Here is an 18,746-nt window from a genome sequence, read left to right on the forward strand (position 1 = left end):
TAAAGATGGATATTATGAATGTTAAACATTGTATTTTAATAATCTTGTTGGTTAGTTATTATAAAGTAAACGCCCAAAAAATTTATACAACTGAAGAAGGTCATATTATGATGATGACTTTGGTTGATGATAAAGCCGTCAAGGCAGAAAGCCATAAATTGGCCTTATATCTTGATTATGATTCCAAAGTGGTTAACGGTGTACTCGACCTTAAGACTTTATCAACAGATAGTCCTAAAATCAATACCATTTTACAACAGCGGGAAAACCCTTTAATACTGCGGTTTACTGGCACAATTCCATCACAAGATTTTTTATCAAAACGGCACGACCCTATCAACTTTAATTGGCTGATAGATGTTACTTATCAAGGGAAATCCTTTAAATCACAATTTAAAGCAACCATTACCCATATAGAACAAGGAGTAAGTATGTCCTGCCTGATAAGTGCAACCGGACAATTATTGGTTTCAAATACTGGTTTGGATTCCTTAATAGAGGGTATCGATGATACCATAGAGGTGCAGTTTGCCCAATTGGTGTTGAGATTGGAATGACTGTGAATTTAAATAAAATTATAATTGATATAAATGAAAAAAAAGAAACTGAATTTAAGAGATTTAAATAAAACTTCATCCGATAATCACAAGCGCAATGATGGCCACAACCATAGCAGTCCGGAAAGTATAGGGAAATTTAAAATTTATGTACCAGCAATTTTCAGCTTTGTAATGCTCATTGCGGGCATTGCGTTTGATTATTTTGAAACCTTCCCCTATTTTTCGGGCTGGATACGTATCGTCTGGTATGCAGTCGCATACCTTCCAGTAGGTTTTCCTGTAATAAAGGAAGGTTGGAAAAGCATCAAAAATGGCGATTTTTTTACCGAGTTTTTATTGATGTCCATCGCAACCATAGGTGCATTCGCCATTGGCGAATATCCCGAAGGTGTGGCAGTAATGTTGTTTTATGCTGTAGGCGAATTGTTCCAAAGTGCCGCCGTTAAAAGAGCCAAGAGAAGCATCAAGGCATTACTGGATGTAAGACCTAATGAAGCCTTGGTCTATAGGAACAACAATTATGTTTCTGTAAATCCCGAAACCGTTGCTATTGGCGAAAAAGTGCAAGTCCGTGTGGGCGAAAAAATCCCTTTGGATGGTATTTTATTGTCCGAAAAAGGCTCGTTCAATACCGCAGCATTAACGGGCGAAAGCAAACCTGACACCATTGCAAAAGGAGAAAAAGTATTTGCAGGAAGCATCAATCTGGATGGCGTTATTGAAATTGAAACGACCAAAGAATTTAAGGATAGTTCCATTGCAAGAATTCTTGATATGGTGCAAAACGCCACCGCACGGAAATCAAAAACCGAATTGTTCATTAGAAAGTTCGCAAGAATCTATACACCAATCGTTGTCTTTCTTGCGATTGGATTGACGTTTATACCCTACTTTTTTGTGGACGATTATGTCTTTAGCGATTGGTTGTATAGAGCCTTGATTTTCTTGGTTATTTCCTGTCCTTGTGCATTGGTTATCTCTATTCCGTTGGGTTATTTCGGTGGATTGGGAGCAGCTTCAAAAAATGGAATTCTCTTTAAGGGAGCTTCCTTTTTGGACGAAATGACAAAGGTAACTACGGTTGTAATGGACAAAACCGGAACCGTGACCAAAGGGGTTTTTAAAATCAAAAATGTCGTTGTAAACAATGGGTCATTGAGCGAAGCCGAAATGATGAAATACCTAATGGCGATGGAAGAACAATCCACTCATCCCATTGCCAAGGCAATTATGGAATATAAAGCCGATGGCGAAGATTTTCAGGCAACAGAAGTAACCGAAGTCGCAGGAAAAGGATTAAAGGGAATGGTCAATGGCAAAACTGTTTTAGTTGGGAATAAACCATTGATGATTTCAAATAATATCGAAGTTCCATCTGAAACCGACAACATTGTAGAATCCATTGTGATGGTTTCCATTGAAAGCAAATTTGCAGGCTATGTAATCATTGCAGACGAGTTAAAGGATGATGCACACGATGCCATTAAACAAATTCGGGAATCTGGTATTTCAAAAATCATAATGCTTTCGGGCGATAAGGATTCAATTACGCAACAAGTTGCCAAAGAAATGGGTGTAGATTGGGCAAAAGGCGGTTTGCTTCCAGAAGATAAATTGAAGGAAGTCGAAAAACTAATGTCCGAAAACGATAACAAAGTTGCGTTCATTGGCGATGGCATAAACGATGCGCCAGTTTTGGCAGTAAGTGATGTAGGTATTGCAATGGGTGGTTTAGGTAGCGATGTCGCCATTGAGACCGCAGATGTCATTATCCAAACAGACCAACCGAGCAAAATTGCAAAAGCTATTAAAATAGGTCGTTCAACCAGACGTATTGTATATCAAAATATTGCGCTTGCTTTTGGAGTAAAAGCTGTGGTTCTTGTTTTGGGAGCAGGCGGTCTGGCGACAATGTGGGAAGCTGTATTTGCGGATGTGGGAGTGGCTTTGTTGGCTATTTTAAACGCTGTAAGATTGCAGAAGATGAAATGGTAATAATCAAAAGCGATGTATCAAGAACAGAAAAATAAAAGAAATAAGAAAGTTAATAAATCATCGAATAACAAAATCACAAAAAAAGATAAGTTCAATGGGATTCTTGCAATAATCTTTGTGGTAATAACCGCATTCCTATTATACTATTTTGTGCTAAAAGGGAATATTCATAAGCATTGATTAACTACGAGAATATAATGTTCCAAGTGGTTTGTGGGATTACAGCAAATAAAGTTGAAGTGATTGGTTGGTTGGTTCATAGCAAAAATGATATTCTATGTTAGAAAATAGACGAGATAGACGAAATAAAAAAAACAATAAAGTACCAGCTGTAAAAAATAGCATTACCAAAAAAGATAAAATAATTTGGATTGGTATTCTAATCGTTGTTATCCTGTTAATCTGCTTTGTACTGTTCTTGCAGTTCCTAAAGTATTTTATATCTGTTTAAGTGATTAATAAAAATTAAAGAAAATATTTAGCATAGCTATAAAATATGCAAGAGTTGTGAAGGATAAATTGACTGGTTTTAACTTTCCCAATTTAACGTTACTTATAATTTTGAATGCAACGTTTTTGCAAAATATGAAACGGTAATAATGATACCGAAAATAAATGACAACAAATTACGACGACATATTAAAAAAATTAGACTCTGAATTAAATGTTCTTGAAATAGAAGAAGAAGATATTTTAGTGAGAGCTGAAAAAGGGATTAAACTTGCAAAGCAAACCCTTAAGAAAGTTAGAAGTATCATAGTTGACTATGAATTTAAAACCAAATCAGAGGAAATACATTTCTTTAAATGTACTAAACCGAAAATTTATAGCAAACTCATCTATTATGTAAAACTATTTAATATTGAAGGTAAAAGACCGAGGGGAAGTAATAAATCTCAAGTAAAATATTTGAACAATTATATTGAAAAACTTCAAACTTATTTTAACGACAATCTCGATTTTTACCATTATTACCGTAGGGAAGCAACTGTATTTGATGAACAATATTTTTTGAGAGGCAAGGCAGATATTCGGTTATTCCCGGATTCATTTCACTTTTTTGTAGATGAACAATTTGCAACAAGCCACGATAGTACCGTAGCCACAATTTTAGCCTACGACCTTTTGATTGTACACTTAAAACGGGAAATTAATAAATTGGAAAATAATGGAAATTATGCAAGTTTAAGATTGTTACAAAGTAAAACCAAAATTACCTGGACAGCCCACAAAATATATTTAATTGAACTGATATACGCTTTGCACAGCACAGATGTCATAAATAATGGTACTGTTGACATTAAAGATATTGCCTATTTTGTTGAAAAAACGTTTAAAGTGGACTTGGGCGATTATTACAGAGCTTTTCTGGAAATACGAATGCGTAAAAATGGTAGAACCAAATTTTTGGATATACTGAAAAAGCAGTTGACCAAAAGGATGGATGATACTGATAACATAAAATAAAACACCCAAGATGCTTCAACTTGGGTGTTTCTCGTTTTGAGGGAAAAATCATTTTTTTTGGTGGTTTTTAGATGTGGTATTTTTTGGGAAAGTACCAAAACCCTCTATTGTATTACATTGAAAATGAGAGAGAAAAAATACCCAAGTAGCCGCATCTTGTGAATAAAATCCATCAAACTATCTCAATTTTGTAGAACGAAAGTCAAATCAGGTCAGAGGCTATCAAATTACTTGACAGCGATGCGATAGTCTCTTACTATTAAAACCGTTCTATTATGCCGACATCAATAATTACTACAGACGACCTTCGGGAATTCAAAATGGAATTGCTCGATGACATCAAAAACCTTCTTTCCAAGCAAGCTACTGGAAAACTGAAGAAATATCTTAAATCTTCCGAGGTTATGGATTTACTACAAGTAAGTCCAGGAACACTTCAAAATCTGCGTATCAATGGTACGTTGCCCTACACAAAAGTTGGCGGAATCATTTACTATGATGCAGAGGAAATCCAAAATGTGATGAACGCCAACCGCGTTCAACACAGCATAAATTCTTAAGCGATGAACTATATAAAGCTACTCAATGCGGCTTTTTCAACGTTCTATTTTGATGACCGCCTCAATCCCACGCACATAACCCTGTATATGGCATTATTTCAAGAATGGAATAGTAGCCGATTTGCGGACGAATTTTATGTGAACCGCAGAGATTTAATGAGGGCTGCCAAAATTGGTTCTAAATCAACCTATCACAGATGCGTTACGGATTTGGACTCTTGGAATTATCTATCATACTTCCCTTCCAACAATCCTTACAAAGGCAGTAAAATCAAGATGGCCATAATTGGGACAAGTGATGAGCCTGATGTGGGACGGTACAGTCCCATATTAGAACAACTTGCGGGACACTACCATCCCAGAAATGAACCAGTAGTGTACCAACACCATACCACAAATGGACAAGTAATGGACTCGCACCGTCCCGTGAGTGGACAAGCATTGGTATCTACTATAAACAATACCAAACAAGTAAACAATATAAAACAACCAAAGGGCAGGCAGGCCGTTTTTATTTTTTTTGAAGAAAAAGGTTTTGATGCTGATGAAGGAAAAAAATTCTTCGACCACTACGAATCGAACGATTGGAAAACAAGCGACGGAAAACCGATACGAGATTGGCAAGCTTTGGCTAAAAACTGGATGGACAGAACTGAATTATTCAATGAGGAAAACAAACCAAACACAAAGCAACCGTCCCATATTAAGGACAACTTGCGTACCACTAAAAACAAAGATTATGGACAACCCCTCTAAAATTACCGAAGGTGGCGTGGAATATTCGCTTGGAAAGTTTGATGGTAAAAGCGTGTTATACGATTTTGATAAAATCCTGATTTATTTGGATGCAAAGGGAAAGTTGCTCTTTGGCAAACAATTTAGAATCTATGATGAGGACACGGTTATCATCCGCAAACTATGTCACTATTTCATCAAGGACAAAGAAAATTGCCTGAAAGATGATATCGACACTAACAAGGGTATTCTTCTATCCGGGCCTGTGGGATGTGGAAAGACCACTTTGATGAAACTATTGCGATATATCGTGCCAATGCAACGACCTTATGAAATGATTCCGTGCAGGAATGTTGCTTTTAGCTTTAACCATCTAGGCTTTAAAACCATTGAGGATTATGGCAGCACCAAATTCTACTGCTTTGATGATTTAGGCATTGAACCTGCAGGACGATTCTATGGTAAAGATTTGAATGTGATGGGCGAAGTATTACTTTCCCGATACGAACTTTACCTTGAGACCAAACACAAAGTCAAAACCCACGCTACTACAAACCTAAATGCTGAAGAACTGGAAGAACGGTATGGAAACCGTGTTCGTAGTAGAATGCGCGAACTGTTTAATTTGATTGCTTTTGATACAAAAGCTGGGGATAAGCGGAAGTAAATTTTAGAATACTATTTTTCAAATTGGCGCTTGTTTAATGGATGGTCATTTAAAACCTATTTACTTAACAACAACTGTTGTTTTCTTGAATTGGTGGACAAGAAACTGTCCCATAACTGCAATAAACACAGCAATCCCCTTCATTTGGTTTTAGAACCGTTTTACAATTCTCACATTCGTAGAAAAACTGACAAGCTTTTGTTGGCATATCCTCTACTTTTTTATGTCCGCAGTTTGGGCAGGTAATTTCTGATTTTAATTGGACTTCCATTAGTTTTCTTCTTTGTAGGTTACTTTATAGCCTGTAGAATTAATTGCTTTTTCTATATCCTCTTTAGTAGTTTTCGAATTATCGAATTCTACTTTTGCGTTAGCTTTTTCATAGGAAGCATTTACATTTACAATACCCTCTAATTCATTAACAGCGTGCGTAATGTGTTGTTCGCAAGAAGCACAAGTCATCCCTTTTACATCAAAATTTACCGTTTGAATATTGGATTGATTCACTATAACCACTTCTTTTTTATTAACTGGATAAAAAATATGAGAGTAGTATGGAAAGCTTATTGAGATAGCCGCAAATAATGTAATTCCTATTAAAAACCCTTTAGTTTGAAACCACTTTGGCTTTGCATCTATTTCACAGCAATCATCTGCTTTTTTAGGTTTTAGATAATCATACCACGCATAACCAATTGCTATGATAGCGACACCAATTAAATAGGGTCTAAAAGGTTCCATCCAAGATAAAGCGGATGCACTCCCTCCAATTCCAGCAATTAATGCAATAACTGGTGGTATGCAACAAGATGACGCTGCTATTGCAGCAAACAAACCTGTATATGCTACATTTTTTGATGTTTTTTCTGTACTCATAATTAAAAATTTATGCTGTTTTTCTTTCTAATTTGATTGACTTAAATATACTATTCAGAATATCCGTCTCATCCTCATTCAATGAATAGTATAAGGTTTGCCCTTCTCTCCTTGAGCTTATAATACCTGCATCTTTCATTTTTCGTATATGCTGAGAAACGGCAGGAACACTCATACCTAAAATATCAGCTAAATCACAAGGGCATAATTCTTTTTCCATATTTAAAAGAAATAGAACTTTTAAGCGCACTTCATTACCTGAAATAGATAGTAGTTTCGATATTTTGTCGAAACCATTAGCCATACCATCAATGGTAGTTCTACAGTTTAGTAATTGCTTATGGTCAGCCTCAGCTCTTGTACAGGATATTTCTAATTTCATATTAATGCTTTAGACGAGCAAAGGTAAAAGTAATTACTTATTTAAGCAAATACTTAAATATTAAATTATATTCTGCTCTAACTTTTAGTTGGTTGTCTTAAATAAGATAGCGGGTGTTATGCGGAAATAATCTAATTTCTGAAAGACTTATATAAGAAAATCACTTCAGAAATAAATTGGATTACAATCGCTTTTAAACTCTTTGTTAATTCTAAAAATAGGTCTTTCATAATAGTATTAGTTTTGTATAGATAACAAAATGGCTGTGGCAATCAATTGGATATTGTTAGAATTTGAAATATAGTTGCCTTCATCTTTATTACTCAAAAACCCTAATTCTATAAGTACAGAAGTGCAAACATCAACCGTTTCTCGAAGTACCTGAAAATTTGCAAACTTGACACCTCTACTTTCATATCCCAATTCTTTATTAAGTGCGGCTTGCACTTGAAAAGCAAACCAAGTAGAATCATCTGAATATTTGGATTCTGCATTTGTCACGTAAACTTCAACACCCCTAGCATTCGGATTATCCGAATGATTGCAATGCAACGACAAAAATAAATCAGCTTTTAGAGCTTTGGCAAGTTTGGTTCTATCTGATAGTGAAATAAGTGTATCGCTGTACCTGGTCAAATAAATATCCAAAGGCTTATCCAACTTGTTATTTAGCTTCAAAATCGCACTTGCAATATTGAGTACAACATCTTTTTCTAGGATGCCATTTACACCTATCGCACCAGAATCTTTTCCACCGTGTCCAACGTCAATTAGTATTCTTTTTTGAATGGCTGTTTCCTGTCCAAAAATGATACACATTTTCAAGAGCAAAATCATAAAACTGACGTTTTTGAGCACTTTTTTCATTTTCAATTTTAGGGTTATTAACAATTCAACTTCCAAAAGTCATAGAATTTGATATCAAATAATAACAAAGGAATTCAAACAAAATCAAATAATATTTTGTTCACAAATATTTGATTATCAGGTATTTGTAAATAAATATATGTAAATTTCCAATAACGAAAACAACACAAAAATTTAAACTGTTACGTTATGAAAAAATCAATCTATTTGGCAACTTTTTTGTCGTTGCTCTCAACATCACTTTTTGCACAAATTGGGGGAATCGAAGATTCGGTCGATGATGTTTCCAACACCATCCGAACCATTTTTCCAATCATATTAGGGGTCATTTTCCTCATCGGTTTCCTGTTTAATGCAGGGCATTTCTTTGGGGAAAATGCTGACCTAAAAAAGGGTATTACCAGAGTACTTGTATTTGTTTTGATAGCTGGCGCAGTAGTCGGCATCTTCACTTACCTAATTGGAATCGTTGTATAATGAAGCGGTTCGAGGTCTATAAAAACATTAGGAAACGGGCAGTCATTTTTGGCTTCCCCATTTCCCTGTTTGCCTTAATGATAGTTTCCATATTGGCCTCATTGCTCATAGTAATTTTCTCTTTCAGCTTCGTGATGATTATAGGTATTCTCGTTTTTAACGCTGCGCTCTATGTGGCTTTGACAAGAATTAGCCACAACCCACAGATTTTTCAAACAGCCAACGCTTTTCCAAAAATTATAAGTAACAAAAGAAATTCAGGTTTTAACTATGAATAAGATTAACCTTTCGGCATATCAGCCCATCGTAGATATTCAGGACAATATCGTCTTTGCCAATAATGGCAATGTGGTCTTGTGCTATACAGGGAATCTACCTGAAATTTATTCGCTTTCCGAAAAGGACTTTGAAGATATGCACGGTGCTTGGTTTCAGGCTTTGAAATCGCTGCCTGTGGGAACTGTGGTTCATAAACAGGATATATACCTGAAGAAATCCTATTCTTCTGAACAGCTTCCGAATAAAACATTTTTAGAAAAAGCAACGCACGAGCATTTTAAAGGTCGTGGACATATTGAGCACAAGTGCTATTTGTTTTTCATCTTGACCAAAAACAAAGCGCTCAACAATTCAAAATATGTCAATCCCTTTAGAAAAATTTCAAAGGGAATTGTACAGGAACTGGACGATAACATTAAGAGTTTTGTAAACTCTGTAAGCGATTCTGTTTCCTTTATCAATAATAGCCGAAAGATGGCATTCCTTCCGCTTAAAGCGGAAGGGATTCAGAAACTCACAAATGGCTATTTCAATGGCTTCAACGAAGGCTTCGATACCGACATTCTATTAGATAAGAAAAGCGTCAATATTGGCGAAAACCATTTTGATGCCCTTGCCATCAATAGCGAACTGTGCTTTGGCGAAAGTGTACAGAGTAGCAAAACCAATGAGAAATTCACATCTGACGATTTTGTGTTTCATCAAGGGTTTATTGATGGCTTAGGGCTTACGCTTAACGAAAACCACATTGTCAATCAGATTTTATATCTCGACGACAAACAAAAGTGGCGCAAGCTGCTCGACAAGAAAGTCGAGGAACTTAACAAGAGTTCCAATTTCGGTTCACAGAACAAAGTGGTTTTGGGGAAAATCCAACATATTCTTGACCAAATCAATGCCGATGACAATGCACGGATTATTCGTGGTCATCTCAATATTGTGTATTGGTCTAAAGAAGCCAAAGACCTAGACAAAATAACTTCAAAAATTAAAACTGAATTTAAGGAACTGGATATTATTCCATACTATCCGAGAGGCGAAGAGCGCAAGAATTATATATTAAACAGTTACTGCTGTTTTTCGTCCAATTTCTCGAACAACGATTTATATGTTACCGATTTAAAACACGCATTATGCCTATTCATCAATAATACCAATTACAAATCTGATACTACCGGAATCATCTTCAATGATAGAGAGCATAATATTCCTGTTCTAAAAGATGTTTGGGACGAGCGAAAAAAACGTATCAAGGCTCGGAATTTTGCCATTTTCGCACCAACGGGCGAGGGTAAATCCTTTTTAGCCAATAATATTTTACGCCAATACTTTGAAAGTGGTGTTCGTCTGGTCATTATCGACTTGGGTGGCTCGTACACTAAATTTGCCAAACTATATCCTGAAAAATATACGGTACTTCGGTACGAAAGTGGAAAAAATCTTGGCATCAATCCTTTTTATATAAGTGATACAAATGATCTGACACCTGAACGATTGGAAGATTTGTCTGTTTTCCTTTTTGAGCTGTTCGCTTCAGATTTAAAGGTTACTAAAGCACAGTCGGTTTCAGTCAAAAAAATATTGCGTCATTATTACAATAGCATTTCAGAAAATCATTCGCTCGAAGGATTTTACAATTTTATAGAAAGGAATCAAGAGGATCTTCTTGACACCCTAAAAATCCATCCCGACTACTTCAACGTTACCAGCTTTTTGCACGTAATGTCCGAATATGTCGGCGATGGTCTATATAGTTTTCTGTTTGAAGTGAGTGAAGACCAAACCTATAAAATAGAGGACAAACGTTTGATTGTTTTTGAACTCGATGAAGTCAAAGACAATAAGGAAATCCTGTCCGTAATGTTGAAGCTGATTAAGTCAGCCATCCAAAGAACCATTTGGAAAAATAGGGCTGAAAAAGGTATCATCCTATTTGACGAGTTTGCCAAGCAACTGAAGTTCGAGAACGTTCTTGAAAGCGTAGAATTCTATTATCAAGCCATCCGTAAACAGAACGGTGCTATTGGTATCATTCTTCAATCCATCAATCAACTTCCCAACAATTCAACATCTGCAAGCATCCTTGAAAATACACAGGTCATTTACAGCCTTAACAACGAAAAAGGCTATGCCGAATTGGTCAAACGCCTTAATCTTTCAAGCCACGATTTAAACCAATTAAAGTCCATCAAAAACAACCTTTCCGGGCCACGGAAGTACACCGAAATGTTCATTAAAATCGGTAGGGAAAGTAACATCTTCCGTCTTGAAGTTCCGAAGGAAGTCTATGCGGCTTACTTAACCGACGGACAGGAAAACGAAGAAATAATAAAGCTCTACAACGAGCATCACGATATGGAAAAAGCAATAATTCAATTCACATCTAAAACATAACATTATGAAGACAAAATTCAAAATTTTAGTAATGACAGTAGCATTGACCTTATTTATGTCGGGCAACGCTACTGCCCAAGGAATGCCCACTTATGACAATACCAATTTTATCAGCTTGGTAAAACAACTGATTGAATCGGGTAAACAGACTGCTCAAATGATTAAGTCTGTAAAATTCTTAAAAGATGCAAAAGAGGCCATCGAAAAGGTTTCAAATGTGGTTCAGCAACTTAGAGCAGTTCAAGAAATTGCAGACAACAATCAACGCCTTATTCAGGTAATGCAAAATGATTTACAGGACATTTTAAACTCGCCTTATATAAAGCCAGATGAAGTAAGCAGGGTTATGGAATCGTTTGATGCTATAGTTCAAAATTCATTGGACACGGTAGATTTTATTGATGAAGTTCTATCAAGCGACTATCTAAAAATGAGCGATGCAGAGCGTGCCGCAATTTTGAAAGAAAAAGAACTGGAATCAAAGCAAATGGTTTCTACCATCACTACAAAAACGAAACGCTATCGTGATATCATTTCATTCAGAAAAATGCAGGATAAAGTAAATAACCGCGAAACAGGATATTAAAAATGACCGCAACCATACTTTTAGGAATTGGATTGGAATATATCGATACGGTATTTCAGACCATTCAGAACAGTAGCTTCTCGCAATATACTATTGCCGGAATGAAAACGCTTGCTGTCCTGTTCTTTCTGGTCAACATCCTTAAAAAGTACAATGAAGGTATTGCGGACAAAGACGGGTACACTTGGGGATTGAGTCCTGGTGAACTGGCAAAGAATTTTGCTATTGTTATTCTGGTCATATTCTCAACGCAGGTATTAGGGTTTTTCGATGGAATTTTAGTGGCCATCGAAAGTCAATATCGAGGGACTGCACCTGCATTATTGCCATTACAGATGCAGGATATTCCGTTAGAGGAAGATGTAAGTCTTTTTGATGCTGCGAGTTCAGCAATGACGCTTTTGTATGAGGCCTTGGTAACACCCTTATATGGGTTCAAGATATTAGCTTTCATTTTAAGTACAATACTCTGGATATTGGATTTGTTCATCTATCCGCTATTCTTGGCAGAGCGTTTTTTCCTTTTGGGGATAATGCAAGCGTTCTTCCCTTTGGTCATTAGCCTTGCAGTATTTGAAAAATTCCGTTCACTTGCTTATACATTCTTCAAGTTGTATGCTGCTGTATATATGTTAGTGCCGGCATTCTTTTTAGTCAATGTATTTGTTAACGCTATTTATACGGAAATCAACACCAATTTTTGGGTTAACTTATTTGGTACCGATACAGGTCAAGGCTTTTTTGCGCCTGTGGTTCAATTAGGTTCTGTTGCATTTATTGTTTTCCTGAAATTCAAATTGTACAAACGAGCAACGTCCTTTACACTCCGATTGTTTACTGCCTAAGGCAGATTAAAAATAAGAATATGAAAACACCATACAAGAATATTTATAACGTCCTAAAATTGAATCGGTTTATCGTTTTGGCAGTTGTTGTCTGTGCCTTACTGTCCAGTACCTTTTCAGTTTGGATGGTATTCAATACAAATCAAAAAGCGCTCAATAGTGCTTTTGCCATCAATACAGATGGCAGTATAATTCCCCTGAAGCTCGTAACTCAAAAAGAGAATTTTAGAGTCGAAGCTCTGGCACATTTAGAACTGTTCCACAACTACTTCTATAACATCGATGCCAGTAACTATGAAAGGAATTTGGAAAAAGCACTTTGGTTAGGCAATAGTTCTGTGGACAATCTTTACCGCCAGAAAAAAGCCGATGGTGTTTACAACAGGTTGCTTCAGTATTCATTGGTTCAAAAAGTATTGAGTATTGACTCAAGGATAAACGAAAATAATGGCTCGTATAGTTTTACAACCACCACCATTTTTGAAATTAACAGAGGTTCAATAATTGACACCTACGAACTGTTTTCAACTGGAAACCTGATTATGGTTGACCGAAACTTTCCCAACAATCCGCACGGACTTCTAATTACAAATTACTTCGAAAACACTTTAAAAAAACTGAATGATGATAGTTGAGCCGAAAATCGGCATTTAAAAAACCAAGATTATGAAAGTAGAAAAGAACAAAATAGTATTTGCAACAGTATTGGCGGTGATTTTCATATTCCTTATTTCCTATTCCGTAATGGTAATGGGCGATGATGATAGCGAGAACGAAAGCCTACAACAAACATTAATTCCCGATTTAGAGGAAAACCAAAAAGAGTACGATTCTAAACTGGATGCCATCAATGATTTAAAGGAAGTGCGTGAAAATAACGCACCCAGCATCTATGATGAAAAGCTTATAGACTCGTTGGGCTTTTACGACCCAGATTTGCCCGAACGTGAAAAAGAACGTATTGTGGATAGTATTTACGATGCTGGCAAAATTCGATATTCTGAAAAACGCTATCAAAATCTGGGACAGAGAAAAGTTGCTCAAAAAAGCACAAAACAAATCGATTCATCAGAAATCAAACGAGAACAAAAAATTGAAGCCAAAGAATTAGGCTTAGAACATCAATTGTTCTTTGCCGCATCGCCAAAACCCAACGAGTTTTCAATCATCGGTAATACTGATGAAACAATTTACGTAGTAGTAGATGGCGACCAAATAGTCAAAGCGAATACCAGATTACGAATGCGCCTTACCAAACCTGCAATAATAAATGGTAAGCAGATGCCGAATAACACACCAATTTTTGGGTTTATCAGCTTTCAGCCCAATCGAGCTTTAATTGAAATTGAAAATATAAAGCACCATCCTACTAAACTCAAAGCATTCGATTTGTCAGATGGTAGTGAGGGCATTTATGTCGAGAACAATTTTCGAGCTGAAGCCACCACCGAAGTCTTGGACGATATTATTGGCGATATCAACATTCCCACCGTACCACAAGTTGGTGGTATATCCAAAGTACTCAGACGTAACAACCGAAACGTAAAAGTTACGGTATTGAATAATTATAAATTAATTCTAAAACCTAAATTATGAGCCCATAATGGGCATTTAAAAACACACTCTTATGAAAAAGTATATCATAATTTCCACTCTTGTTTTAAGTTTCGCTTTCGCGAAAGCGCAAACAACTACAGTCCTCGATACCATATATGCCAACGACACCAAAAACGTTGCATTATTCTTCCCTGAACCTATTCGGCAAGGTATAACCGGTTCAGATAATTTTGTTTTTACCTACAACCGTGAAAAAGAACAGTATTTTGGACTTCTTCAAGCAAAGCCTGGCAAAGAAAGTAATCTACTGGTAGTCAATAGAAATGGTTCAATTTTTTCGTATATTGTAAGATATAAAAAACAGCTATCTAAGCTCAATTATTTCATTCCGTTATCTAATAGTATAGGGAATGAGAAACCGATTAAGGTCGATTCGATTCTTGCTGAATCCTCTGAAGAACGTGTAGATAATAGAACGTATTACTACCAAAAATTCTGCTCGTATCTTCTTAACAGAAACCAGCGTATAGGTCGAATTAAAAAGCGAAATGAAGGTATCGTTTTGAGTGTTGAGAATATTGTTTTTGATAAGAAAGAACTCTACTTCGTTATCCAGATTGAGAATAATTCTACTTTGGATTACGATTTGAATTTCTTGAACCTTTCGATTGAAACAAGACAAAAAGGGAAAAGAAAATCGTTACAACGCCTGTATCAAGAACCAACGTACAAACACAATCTGCCTTCAAAAATTGCAAAAAGTGAGACGGTTCGCTTCGTTTATGTATTGCCCAAATTTTCATTATCTAATGACCGTAGGGCGATTTTAGAATTGAACGAGAAAGATGGCGAACGCAATATAGAAATGAAAATATCACATAGATATATCAATAACCCAAATTAAAATATTATGAAAAAAATTATTGTTTTCTCACTCGTACTGTTGTTCCTTTCTTGTGCCGATTCTGATACTAAAGTTTCTGGGCCAAGTGCTACAGCCCAGATTGTTATTGAAAGCTTTTATGAAAAGGATGAGGAAGCTTTAAAAGCCAACTCAACACCACAGGCATATTCTAATTATATGAATACTATAAATATGTTTAATGCGACGGTAAAGGATGATTCAAACTTTACTGTTTTGCAGGATACCATTATGGGTGATGTGGCTTGGGTAAAATATACGACAGCCTATGATAAGACACCAGGCCTTTTTAAACTGGTTAAGCAAAATGGCAAGTGGCTGGCGGATGCGAGAGGCTCAAAGGACAAATCTCCTTTTTAAAAGGACTTTTACTGATTGTTTTTGAGATTAATTTCCCAATAGCCTTGCGTGCCACCGTGACGTATTAAAAAGCCTTTAGTTTTTAGTGCGTTTATATGTTTGCCCACAGGGGATTCATTGATACCTAAAGCTTCAGCTATTTCAGTATAAGTAATAGTAGTATTGGTTGCAATAAGTTTAAGCACTTCTTTTTGTCTTCTAGTTAGAGCTTCAGTTGAATCAATTACACCACCTATTGCACCACCTATTACACCACCTTCTTGACCACCCTTTACACCACCTGTTTGACCACCTTCTTCAACAACAGCTTCTTTAGCAATAAAAGTCATTCTAAGAAAGTTATCTGAAAAACTAAAACTCTCTTTTCCGTAGTGTTCTAAAATACGAGGAATGCCAGAACCTAATTGTTCAACCAGTTCTAAATCTTTAAAAATTCGCATCAGTTCCTTGTTTCGTGGGACTGAAAAGCCTTCAAAAAATTCTTGCTTGCTCAATCCTTCCGGAAGACCACCAGCCGATGTGATTTCGATTCTATCGGTAAAGATTTCAAACTTTGGGGTAATCTCATTTGTGTAATCATTATGCACAAACGCATTTATGATGGCTTCACGCAAGGCGATGGGATGCCAAAGATTGGCTTGTTGTCTTTCTTTGGCTGTAATTTTTGTGGTTGTTCTGTTCTCGACCGCAATTTTATCTATCACTTGTTTGGTAGCCTTAACCAAACATTCGTGACCGTATTCGTTGCTTTCTATTAAGTCTGTTCTGGTTATACCCGAATATTTAGCGACTTTAATTGATGTGTTATTCTTATCTGCCAAGAGATAGCCGGCATAATTAAAAGCACCATCTTCAGTAAGTAGTTCCAAGTTCTTGGCAAATGGTTTACCAAGGGTGTACCCAGATTCTTCGTAGTAAATTTTTAGCTGTCCGAAGCCTAAATCCTGCCGTCCTGCTTTAATCTTGCTGATGGAATTTCGGGTACGTTTGGCAAAGAGCTCGTCAATCATTTTTTGTGGCATCGGTTCAGCTGCTGAACCTAAACGAATAAAACAGCCCTTTTCGCTCATCCCGTATTTTTTAAGATGATATGGTTTTTCTGGACCGCTGGCCACTATGATTTTTAGAATGTTCTTACTATTCCTTTCCTCACTCACAATATCAAACAGACCAAGGGCGGAAGGGCGGATGTTGTTTTTTAATCTATCCTTAATCTTTAACTGGTCGCTATCAGAATCTGCCAATCCGTAAGTATTTCCATCCTTATCGATGCCAATATATATAATGCCACCTTCGCGATAGTTTAGAAAAGCGATGACCTCTTTTTCAAGTCCATCAGACAATTCTCGTTTGTATTCTATGCGGTTTGTTTCGGTCATTAATTAAATAAATTGGCAATTTGGAAATAAAGATAACTATACGCTAACAGTTTTTTCGCTTAGTAAGGTTTTCATTTTATCCAATAATAGTGCCTTCCTTTTTTCGTGGAAATTTCCATATTCATTCAAATTCAAATCGACATCTGGAATTAAATGAGCGTTCAAAAATTGAGTTCTATTATTTTCATTTGTTTCTTTCTCAACCCAATCCAACAGATTCATATTACTCTTGGACATATTCTCATTGGCATCTAACATTTGAAGGTTATAGATAGAATTGTAAGTGTGCCATCCATAGCTTTCTTTGTCGGAAGCTTCAAGATTATTAAACTCAAATGCAGAATGTATATGGTCTTTATGAAAATTATTATTTCTATAATCTAAATCTGGATATAATAGAGAGAGAATAGAAAAAGCATACTGATTGTCTTTCTGTGTGAAAAGTACTTCTTCTATAAATTCATCGCCAACGCTCGTATCCTTTCTTATATGATTAAAAATAGAATTGACAGGAAAAGAAGTAATCTCTGGCTTAATTTTCATTTCAACTACATTGTCCGTGAAAGTCCTTCTTATTTGAGATAAAACTGAATCTGATGTTCCACCAAAAATCCTCTTAATCAACACTATGTGAAGCCATTTTTTTATCGATTCTCTGTCCTCTTTGAACTCTATCTTAGTTGAATAATCTCTATAAATATTCTTGTGGTACAAATAATAAATGATAGGGATTACAGAGTTCTTGGAAGTCAAAGTGTAATCCGTAAATCCGAAAGTTTTTATTAAATCAAATGTGGATAGGATTGAATCTCTAATCTTTTCCCATTCTGTCTCAAAATCCTTTGCGTTACCTTTGGAAAAGTTTGTAACCCTAAACTTAATATCTCGACTGTACAAATAAAGAAAGGATTTAAGTATTAGGTCTTTGGATATTGAAAAACCCTTATCTCTTATACTATCTACAAGTTTATGAATCTCTTTACGCGCATCTTTTTTTGTCCAGTTTGCAACTGCAATAGACATTAATAAATCTGAAAAATTTAAAGGTTCGCCACCACTATTTATCCTGATAAAAATGTTTAGCGCCTTATCTAAACTTTGGTCTTTTTCAAGGAAATAATTAATTATAGGCTTTTCCATTATGGTTCGCCTTAGCTGTCTTATTGCTTTCCGGGAAAAGCTACTTTCAAATTCTTCTACAAACTCATCAAAAGCTTCATCCTCGGTATAATTTAAAATTGCACCTACCTTAAACCATTTTTGTTCATTCGCTTCGTAAATTTCAGATTCTTCTGTTTCAGATTTTTCAAGAAAACTAAATTCGTATATTCTGCCATCTTCCTCGTCTTGAAGTTCAGTTGTAATGTTCAAATACAAATGGCGCGTTGGAATACTCCATTCTGTATCTTCCCACTTTCTACGGTACTCTTTATAACCGAAACTACCTTTTAACCCAAGATATAAAGAAGTTAATCTTTGCTGACCATCTAAGACCGCATTAAAAGAACTGATACCATTTGTTGAAATTTCCTCATTGTGGGTTTTATATCGTTCGCGATACTCATTTATGAACTTGTAGAATCTATATCCTTTTGACGTGGTTTCTTCTACTTTCCAAAATAGAAAAGAACTGATTGGATAATTTCTCATTATTGAATCAAAAAGCCATTCAATTTTAGAGTGATTCCAAATGAATTCTCGTTGTATGGCTGGAAGTAAAAACTGATTTGAGTCTATTTTTTCGATTGCATCAGAAATGGTTATAGGGGTTTGAAATGACATAAATTTCTTGGTTGGTTTTAGTTTCTATTATGCAGTTGGCATTTATTTTATATTAT

General features: G+C 35.9%; 20 protein-coding genes. 14 read left to right on the top strand and 6 right to left on the bottom strand.

Going from position 1 to position 18,746, the window contains the following annotated elements; all coding sequences use genetic code 11:
- Positions 1 to 14: 14 nt before the first annotated feature.
- From HM987_RS00995 to HM987_RS01020, 6 genes are all read left to right on the top strand, one after another.
- A complete protein-coding gene (locus HM987_RS00995) occupies positions 15 to 557 on the top strand; it encodes a hypothetical protein (RefSeq protein ID WP_116770905.1) in 543 nt (180 codons plus the stop codon).
- A gap of 33 nt (positions 558 to 590) precedes the next feature.
- Positions 591 to 2,555: a heavy metal translocating P-type ATPase gene (locus HM987_RS01000; protein WP_116770198.1), complete on the top strand. Its 1,965-nt coding sequence runs from the start codon at positions 591 to 593 to the stop codon at positions 2,553 to 2,555.
- A 615-nt stretch (positions 2,556 to 3,170) separates the two neighbouring features.
- Positions 3,171 to 4,022: an RteC domain-containing protein gene (locus HM987_RS01005; protein WP_179004457.1), complete on the top strand. Its 852-nt coding sequence runs from the start codon at positions 3,171 to 3,173 to the stop codon at positions 4,020 to 4,022.
- A 275-nt stretch (positions 4,023 to 4,297) separates the two neighbouring features.
- Positions 4,298 to 4,582 (top strand): helix-turn-helix domain-containing protein, encoded by a 285-nt coding sequence (locus tag HM987_RS01010; protein WP_076547100.1) that lies wholly within the window; start codon positions 4,298 to 4,300, stop codon positions 4,580 to 4,582.
- A gap of 3 nt (positions 4,583 to 4,585) precedes the next feature.
- On the top strand, positions 4,586 to 5,338 hold the full coding sequence (locus tag HM987_RS01015) for a hypothetical protein (RefSeq protein WP_076547099.1): 753 nt from the start codon (positions 4,586 to 4,588) through the stop codon (positions 5,336 to 5,338).
- Positions 5,322 to 5,984, top strand: a complete 663-nt coding sequence (locus HM987_RS01020; protein ID WP_076547098.1) for a DEAD/DEAH box helicase family protein — start codon at positions 5,322 to 5,324, stop codon at positions 5,982 to 5,984. The genes HM987_RS01015 and HM987_RS01020 overlap by 17 nt, the downstream gene beginning before the upstream one ends.
- A 64-nt stretch (positions 5,985 to 6,048) precedes the next feature.
- On the opposite strand, the gene HM987_RS01025 is transcribed toward HM987_RS01020, so the two are convergent.
- The 4 genes from HM987_RS01025 to HM987_RS01040 form a co-directional block, all read right to left on the bottom strand.
- Positions 6,049 to 6,255, bottom strand: coding sequence for a GDCCVxC domain-containing (seleno)protein (locus tag HM987_RS01025; RefSeq protein ID WP_076547097.1), 207 nt, complete (start codon positions 6,253 to 6,255; stop codon positions 6,049 to 6,051).
- The gene (gene merTP / locus HM987_RS01030; RefSeq protein WP_076547096.1) at positions 6,255 to 6,860 is read right to left on the bottom strand and encodes a mercuric transport protein MerTP; all 606 of its coding nucleotides are present in this window, start codon (positions 6,858 to 6,860) and stop codon (positions 6,255 to 6,257) included. Before merTP ends, HM987_RS01025 begins: the two co-directional genes overlap by 1 nt.
- Positions 6,861 to 6,870: 10 nt before the next feature.
- Positions 6,871 to 7,242, bottom strand: a complete 372-nt coding sequence (locus HM987_RS01035) for an ArsR/SmtB family transcription factor (RefSeq protein ID WP_076547095.1) — start codon at positions 7,240 to 7,242, stop codon at positions 6,871 to 6,873.
- Between the two features lie 237 nt (positions 7,243 to 7,479).
- Positions 7,480 to 8,109: an N-acetylmuramoyl-L-alanine amidase family protein gene (locus HM987_RS01040; protein WP_076547094.1), complete on the bottom strand. Its 630-nt coding sequence runs from the start codon at positions 8,107 to 8,109 to the stop codon at positions 7,480 to 7,482.
- Positions 8,110 to 8,298: 189 nt separating this feature from the next.
- On the opposite strand from HM987_RS01040, the gene HM987_RS01045 reads away from it, so the two are divergent.
- From HM987_RS01045 to HM987_RS01085, 8 genes are all read left to right on the top strand, one after another.
- Positions 8,299 to 8,586 carry a hypothetical protein gene (locus HM987_RS01045; RefSeq protein WP_031428457.1) on the top strand — a complete coding sequence of 96 codons (288 nt, stop codon included), beginning with the start codon at positions 8,299 to 8,301 and terminating at the stop codon, positions 8,584 to 8,586.
- Between the two features lie 270 nt (positions 8,587 to 8,856).
- On the top strand, positions 8,857 to 11,259 hold the full coding sequence (locus tag HM987_RS01050) for a TraG family conjugative transposon ATPase (protein ID WP_076547092.1): 2,403 nt from the start codon (positions 8,857 to 8,859) through the stop codon (positions 11,257 to 11,259).
- Between the two features lie 4 nt (positions 11,260 to 11,263).
- Positions 11,264 to 11,845, top strand: a complete 582-nt coding sequence (locus tag HM987_RS01060) for a conjugal transfer protein (protein WP_076547091.1) — start codon at positions 11,264 to 11,266, stop codon at positions 11,843 to 11,845.
- A 2-nt stretch (positions 11,846 to 11,847) separates the two neighbouring features.
- Positions 11,848 to 12,690 (top strand): hypothetical protein, encoded by an 843-nt coding sequence (locus HM987_RS01065; RefSeq protein WP_076547090.1) that lies wholly within the window; start codon positions 11,848 to 11,850, stop codon positions 12,688 to 12,690.
- A 20-nt stretch (positions 12,691 to 12,710) separates the two neighbouring features.
- On the top strand, positions 12,711 to 13,325 hold the full coding sequence (locus tag HM987_RS01070) for a conjugal transfer protein TraK (RefSeq protein WP_076547089.1): 615 nt from the start codon (positions 12,711 to 12,713) through the stop codon (positions 13,323 to 13,325).
- Positions 13,326 to 13,356: 31 nt separating this feature from the next.
- On the top strand, positions 13,357 to 14,286 hold the full coding sequence (traM, locus tag HM987_RS01075; RefSeq protein ID WP_179004460.1) for a conjugative transposon protein TraM: 930 nt from the start codon (positions 13,357 to 13,359) through the stop codon (positions 14,284 to 14,286).
- A gap of 31 nt (positions 14,287 to 14,317) precedes the next feature.
- Positions 14,318 to 15,151, top strand: a complete 834-nt coding sequence (locus HM987_RS01080) for a DUF4138 domain-containing protein (protein WP_076547087.1) — start codon at positions 14,318 to 14,320, stop codon at positions 15,149 to 15,151.
- A gap of 6 nt (positions 15,152 to 15,157) precedes the next feature.
- Complete coding sequence (locus HM987_RS01085; RefSeq protein WP_076547086.1) at positions 15,158 to 15,529, top strand: hypothetical protein; 372 nt, start codon at positions 15,158 to 15,160, stop codon at positions 15,527 to 15,529.
- 8 nt (positions 15,530 to 15,537) lie between these two features.
- Here the strand turns inward: HM987_RS01085 and HM987_RS01090 are convergent, their stop codons facing one another.
- Positions 15,538 to 16,908, bottom strand: coding sequence for an RNA-binding domain-containing protein (locus HM987_RS01090; RefSeq protein ID WP_076547085.1), 1,371 nt, complete (start codon positions 16,906 to 16,908; stop codon positions 15,538 to 15,540).
- A gap of 36 nt (positions 16,909 to 16,944) precedes the next feature.
- The gene (locus HM987_RS01095) at positions 16,945 to 18,690 is read right to left on the bottom strand and encodes a DUF262 domain-containing protein (RefSeq protein ID WP_076547084.1); all 1,746 of its coding nucleotides are present in this window, start codon (positions 18,688 to 18,690) and stop codon (positions 16,945 to 16,947) included.
- Positions 18,691 to 18,746 lie beyond the last annotated feature (56 nt).

Origin of the sequence: Winogradskyella forsetii (genome assembly GCF_013394595.1) — a bacterium.
GTDB classification, from domain to species: Bacteria; Bacteroidota; Bacteroidia; order Flavobacteriales; family Flavobacteriaceae; genus Winogradskyella; species Winogradskyella forsetii.

Bases quoted from the DNA above. Each gene is read 5' to 3' on its own strand.
- HM987_RS01095 (WP_076547084.1), bottom strand. From the start codon at position 18,690: ATGTCATTTCAAACCCCTATAACCATTTCTGATGCAATCGAAAAAATA.
- HM987_RS01065 (WP_076547090.1), top strand. From the start codon at position 11,848: ATGACCGCAACCATACTTTTAGGAATTGGATTGGAATATATCGATACG.
- HM987_RS01035 (WP_076547095.1), bottom strand. From the start codon at position 7,242: ATGAAATTAGAAATATCCTGTACAAGAGCTGAGGCTGACCATAAGCAA.
- HM987_RS01045 (WP_031428457.1), top strand. From the start codon at position 8,299: ATGAAAAAATCAATCTATTTGGCAACTTTTTTGTCGTTGCTCTCAACA.
- HM987_RS01090 (WP_076547085.1), bottom strand. From the start codon at position 16,908: ATGACCGAAACAAACCGCATAGAATACAAACGAGAATTGTCTGATGGA.
- HM987_RS01060 (WP_076547091.1), top strand. From the start codon at position 11,264: ATGAAGACAAAATTCAAAATTTTAGTAATGACAGTAGCATTGACCTTA.
- HM987_RS01025 (WP_076547097.1), bottom strand. From the start codon at position 6,255: ATGGAAGTCCAATTAAAATCAGAAATTACCTGCCCAAACTGCGGACAT.
- HM987_RS01020 (WP_076547098.1), top strand. From the start codon at position 5,322: ATGGACAACCCCTCTAAAATTACCGAAGGTGGCGTGGAATATTCGCTT.
- HM987_RS01015 (WP_076547099.1), top strand. From the start codon at position 4,586: ATGAACTATATAAAGCTACTCAATGCGGCTTTTTCAACGTTCTATTTT.
- HM987_RS00995 (WP_116770905.1), top strand. From the start codon at position 15: ATGAATGTTAAACATTGTATTTTAATAATCTTGTTGGTTAGTTATTAT.
- traM (WP_179004460.1), top strand. From the start codon at position 13,357: ATGAAAGTAGAAAAGAACAAAATAGTATTTGCAACAGTATTGGCGGTG.
- HM987_RS01070 (WP_076547089.1), top strand. From the start codon at position 12,711: ATGAAAACACCATACAAGAATATTTATAACGTCCTAAAATTGAATCGG.
- HM987_RS01000 (WP_116770198.1), top strand. From the start codon at position 591: ATGAAAAAAAAGAAACTGAATTTAAGAGATTTAAATAAAACTTCATCC.
- HM987_RS01080 (WP_076547087.1), top strand. From the start codon at position 14,318: ATGAAAAAGTATATCATAATTTCCACTCTTGTTTTAAGTTTCGCTTTC.
- HM987_RS01040 (WP_076547094.1), bottom strand. From the start codon at position 8,109: ATGAAAAAAGTGCTCAAAAACGTCAGTTTTATGATTTTGCTCTTGAAA.
- HM987_RS01005 (WP_179004457.1), top strand. From the start codon at position 3,171: ATGACAACAAATTACGACGACATATTAAAAAAATTAGACTCTGAATTA.
- HM987_RS01085 (WP_076547086.1), top strand. From the start codon at position 15,158: ATGAAAAAAATTATTGTTTTCTCACTCGTACTGTTGTTCCTTTCTTGT.
- HM987_RS01050 (WP_076547092.1), top strand. From the start codon at position 8,857: ATGAATAAGATTAACCTTTCGGCATATCAGCCCATCGTAGATATTCAG.
- HM987_RS01010 (WP_076547100.1), top strand. From the start codon at position 4,298: ATGCCGACATCAATAATTACTACAGACGACCTTCGGGAATTCAAAATG.
- merTP (WP_076547096.1), bottom strand. From the start codon at position 6,860: ATGAGTACAGAAAAAACATCAAAAAATGTAGCATATACAGGTTTGTTT.